We start from the raw sequence: 227 nt of genomic DNA, 5'->3' as shown, positions 1-227 counted from the left end.
ACAGCCTTGTCAATTTCGTCTTGTGAAGTTGCGTTGTCAACAGCATCCTTAGCTGCATCCTTTTCAGCATCAGTCAAGTTTGGCATGTTGTCAATCTTGTCCTTTGCTTCATCCTTAGCATCTGCTAATGGATCGTTAGCCTTGGCATCGTTCTTCTCTTGTGCGTCATCAACAGCCTTGTCAATTTCGTCTTGTGAAGTTGCGTTGTCAACAGCATCCTTAGCTGC

1 protein-coding gene is annotated in these 227 nt (G+C 44.9%); it reads right to left on the bottom strand.

Annotation, left to right across the window (positions count from 1 at the left end; all coding sequences use genetic code 11):
* A partial coding sequence (locus tag IV67_RS02370; protein WP_162261066.1) for a GA module-containing protein occupies positions 1-227 on the bottom strand: 227 nt, incomplete at both ends.

The organism is Weissella minor, from assembly GCF_001437425.1.
Classification (GTDB): Bacteria; Bacillota; Bacilli; order Lactobacillales; family Lactobacillaceae; genus Weissella; species Weissella minor.
Note: the sequence above shows the minus strand (reverse complement) of the source record. Positions and strands in the feature narration are given on the sequence as shown.